A 4,477-nucleotide genomic window follows, 5' to 3' on the forward strand; every position below is an offset into this window, starting at 1 on the left:
CCCCGAGGCCTCAGGCGAGGGCGCGGTCGAGGTTGATGGCCCCGCTGATGAGCGCGAGATGGGTGAACGCCTGCGGGAAGTTCCCGAGCTGCTCGCCCGACGGGCCGATCTCCTCGGCGAACAGCCCCACGTGGTTGGCGTAGGTGAGCATCTTGTCGAAGGAGTAGCGGGCCTGGTCGAGGCGCCCGGCGCGGGCGAGGGCCTGCACGTGCAGGAACGTGCACAGGTTGAACGTTCCCTCGCTGCCGCGCAGGCCGTCGGGGGAGGCCGCCGGGTCGTAACGGTAGACCAGGCTGTCGCTGACGAGCTCGTCGTCCATCGCGTCGAGGGTGCTCAGCCAGTCCGGGTCGGTCGGGGTGAGGAAACCGACGCGCGGCATGAGCAGCAGGGAGGCGTCGAGGACGTCGGTGTCGTAGTGCTGGACGAACGCGTGACGCTTCGCGCTCCAGCCGCGGTCGAGGATCTGGCGGAACACCGCGTCGCGGGCCGCCACCCAGCGGCCGAGGTCGGCGGGGCGGGAGTGGCGGCGCGCGAGCCGTTCCGCCCGGTCGAGCGCGACCCAGGTCATCAGCCGGCTGTAGGTGTAGTTCTGCCGGCCGCCGCGGGTCTCCCAGATGCCCTCGTCGGGGCGGTCCCAGTTCTCGGTGAGCCAGTCGATGACGCCGGCGAAGGCCGTCCAGCCGCGGATGCCGCCGATGTCCGGCGACTCGGCGAGGGCGTAGGCGGCCTCGCCGTAGATGTCGAGCTGGATCTGGTCGGCGGCGGCGTTGCCGGCGCGCACCGGCGCGGAGCGACGGTAACCCTCCAGATGGTCGAGGATCTCCTCGGTCAGATGCGGTTCCCCATCGATGCGGTACATGATCTGCAACGGTTCGCCGGACGCCGTCCAGCCGGCGTCGAGGCGCTGACGCAGCCAGCGGCGGAAGGCATCCGCCTCGCGGTGGAAACCGAGCGCGGTCAGCGCGTGGACGGACAGCGAGCCGTCGCGGATCCACGTGTAGCGGTAGTCCCAGTTGCGTTCGCCGCCGATCTGCTCGGGCAGGCCCATCGTGGCGGCGGCGATCGGCGCGCCAGTGGGCGCGTAGGTGAGCAGTTTCAGGGTGATCGCCGAGCGGGTGACCATGTCGTGCCAGCGGCCCTGGTAGCGCGACGCGCGCAGCCAGGTCAGCCAGAAGTCGCGGCAGGAGTCGAACGCCCTGGTGACGGCCTCCGCGCTGACCGGCGACCGGTGGAGACCCTCGCCGTGGCCGGCGACGTCGCCGGAGTCGCAGGTCAGGATGACCGCGGCCACCTCGCCGGCATCGAGGGTGAAACGGGCCGAGGCGTCGTGGCCGTCCGGGTGCAGCGTGATCGGCCCGCTGGTCTGCACGTGCAGGTCCGCGTCCGCGCTGTGGAACACCACCGAACCGTCGTCGAGGTGGCGCAGGCTGTGGGTGGCACGGCCGTAGTCGAATCGCGGCCGGCACAGCAGCTCGAACGGCAGCCGACCGCGCACGACCCGGGCGATGCGGATCAGCCGGTGGCGCCTCGACGGGGTGCCCGACGTGTCGGGCTCCATGAAGTCGACGACCTCACCGACCCCGCCCGGGGCCATGAACCGGGTGACGAGGATGGCGGTGTCGGTCAGGTAGAGCTGGCGGACGACCGCGCCGTCGGCCTCGCCGACGTCGGCGGCGAGCCGGCAGTGGCCGCCGCGGTCGCTGTCGAGCAGCGACGCGAACACGCTGGGGGAGTCGAACCGTGGGGTGCACCACCAGTCGATGGTTCCGTCGGCCGCGACCAGCGCCGCGGTCTGCAGGTCACCGACAAGACCGTGATCGGCGATCGGTGGGTACTCGGGCATGTGACGCCTCCGCATCATCCCGCGGACTTCCCGGACGACCCCATCGTCCGTCTCCCCCACCGTTGCCGCATCTTCACGATGCGTGACATCGTGTCCGGTCTGGACGGGGATCACTCGGTGGGCGGTGGGCGGTGGGAAGTGGGCAGTGGGCGATGGGCGGCCCAGGTCAGGGGCGGGCGGCGGCGTCGACGATCGGGGTGGTGATACGGCCCAGGCGCTCGATCTCGACGGTGACAACGTCGCCGGGGGTGAGGTAGCGGGGTGGGGTGCGGGTGTAGCCGACGCCGGCGGGGGTGCCGGTGATGAGGATGTCGCCGGGGTGCAGGGTCAGGGTGCGGCTGACGAAGGACAGGATCTGGCCGATCGTGAAGATCATGTCGGCGGTGTCGCCGTCCTGGACGATCTCGTCGTTGACCCGGGTGACCAGGCGCAGGCCCGCGGCCGGGTCGCCGACCTCGTCGGCGGTGACGACCGGGCCCATCGGGCCGCTGCGATCGGCGTTCTTGCCGAGCGTCCACTGCGCGGAGGCGCCCTGGGCGCGCCGCGCGCTGAGGTCGTTGAACACGGCGTAGCCGAACACGCCGGCGGCGGCAGTGGCCTCGTCGACGTCGGTCATCGGCATGCCGACGACCGCGGCGAGTTCGCCCTCCCAGTCCAGGCCGCGCTCGCCGGGGGGGACGGGTACCGGTGTGCCATCCACGGACAGTGACGCGGTCCAGCGGCCGAACAGCGGTGGCTTCCTCGGGATCTGCTGCCCGGTCTCGGCGGCATGGTCGTGGTAGTTCAGGCCCATGCCGAGCACCCGGGCGCCGGCGGGGACGGGCGGGGTCCGCACGACGTCGGCGAGTGCGCGCCCGCCCGTGATGATCTGCCGGGCGCGGGCCGTCCAGCCAGGCAGGTCGGCGTAGAACTCGTCGACGTCGGCGAGTGGAACCACCGTCTGCTCGCCGCCGCCGCCCCCGTCGTCGGTCGCGTCGAGGAGCAGTCCGACCAGGACGCGCCGGCCGTCCCGCAGTCCGGTGAACCGCATCGCGTGGTTCCTCCTGTCTGGGCTGGGGTCGATTCTCCCGGTGGCGGCTGTGCGGGGAGGGCGGGTTGGTCAGGCGAAGGTGACGCCTTGGGCGAGGGGGAGGTCGGGGGAGTAGTTGATGGTGTTGGTGGCGCGGCGCATGTAGGCGCGCCAGGCGTCGGAGCCGGCTTCGCGGCCGCCGCCGGTGGTTTTCTCGCCGCCGAACGCGCCGCCGATTTCGGCGCCGGAGGTGCCGATATTGACGTTGGTGATGCCGCAGTCGGAGCCGTCGGCGGCGAGGAACCGTTCGGCCTCGCGCTGGTTGGTCGTGAAAATGCAGGAGGACAGGCCCTGGGGGACGTCGTTGTGCAGGGCGACGGCGTCGGTGAAGTCGCGGTAGGTCAGCAGGTAGAGGATCGGGGCGAAGGTTTCGGTCCGGACGATGTCGGTCTGCGCGGGCATGCGGACCAGCGCCGGTTCGGCGTAGTACGAGCTGGCGTTGCTCGGTCGGCGCTGACCGCCGGCGAGGATCTCGCCGCCGTCGGCGACCGCCTGCGCCAGCGCGCGGGCCATCGCCTCGTACGCGGCGCCGTTGATCAGCGGGCCGACGAGGGTGCCGCCGGCGAACGGGTCGCCGATGGGCAGGTTCGCGTAGGCCGTGGCGATCCGTGCGGCGAGTTCGTCCGCGATCGACTCGTGGACGATGACGCGGCGCATTGTCGTGCAGCGCTGGCCGGCGGTGCCGGCGGCGGCGAAGACGATCCCGCGGGTGGCCAGCTCCAGGTCCGCGGACGCGGTGACGACCGCCGCGTTGTTCCCGCCGAGCTCGAGGATCGCCCGGCCGAACCGGGCGGCGACCCGCGGCGCGACCCGCGTGCCCATCCGTTCCGAGCCGGTGGCGCTCACCAGCGGCACCCGCGGGCTGTCCAGCAGCACCCCGGTGTCCTCGGCGGACGCGGGGACGAGGACGTTGAGGTTCACCGGCGCGCCGAGTTCGGCCGCGGCGCGGGCGAACAGCGCCGAACACGCGCTGGCGGTGAGCACGGCGCCCGGCGCCGGTTTCCACACCACCGCGTCGCCGCAGACGATCGCCAGCGCCAGGTTCCACGACCACACCGCCGCCGGGAAGTTGAACGCCGAGATCACCCCGACGACGCCGAGCGGATGCCAGGTCTCCATCAACCGGTGCCCGGGACGCTCCGAGGGCATCGTGCGACCGTCGAGCTGCCGGGACAGCCCGACGGCGAGATCGCAGATGTCGATCATCTCCCGGACCTCGCCGAGCGCCTCCGAGCGGATCTTGCCGACCTCGACGCCGATCAGGTCCGCGACGTCGTTGGCATGCTCGGCCACGAGCTCGCCGAACCGTCGGACCAGGGCGCCGCGCACCGGCGCGGGCACCACCCGCCAGCGCAGGAAAGCCTCGTGCGCCGCGTCCACGGCCGCCGCCACCCCGGCCGCGTCCGTGACCGCGACGTCGAACAGCCGCTCCCCGGTGATCGGCGTGTGCACGGCGAGGGAGCCGGGCGCCGCGCCGCCCCCCCCGGCCATCGCGGCCGCGTCGACGCCCCCCACGCCCTTGGAGGCTGCCATGCCACGCCCGAAGTTCCGACTCGCCTGCTGCC

3 protein-coding genes are annotated in these 4,477 nt (G+C 72.6%); all 3 read right to left on the reverse strand.

Annotated features, from left to right (window positions below):
- Positions 1-10 precede the first annotated feature (10 nt).
- Positions 11-1,843, reverse strand: coding sequence for a glycoside hydrolase family 15 protein (locus MXD58_RS20725; protein ID WP_250609762.1), 1,833 nt, complete (start codon positions 1,841-1,843; stop codon positions 11-13).
- Positions 1,844-2,009: 166 nt separating this feature from the next.
- Positions 2,010-2,873, reverse strand: coding sequence for a fumarylacetoacetate hydrolase family protein (locus MXD58_RS20730; RefSeq protein ID WP_248840928.1), 864 nt, complete (start codon positions 2,871-2,873; stop codon positions 2,010-2,012).
- Positions 2,874-2,942: 69 nt separating this feature from the next.
- On the reverse strand, positions 2,943-4,477 hold a 1,535-nt coding region (gene amaB, locus MXD58_RS20735), incomplete at its 5' end, for an L-piperidine-6-carboxylate dehydrogenase (RefSeq protein ID WP_250609763.1).

This window comes from Frankia sp. AgKG'84/4, from assembly GCF_023242965.2.
In the GTDB taxonomy this organism is placed as follows: Bacteria; Actinomycetota; Actinomycetes; order Frankiales; family Frankiaceae; genus Frankia.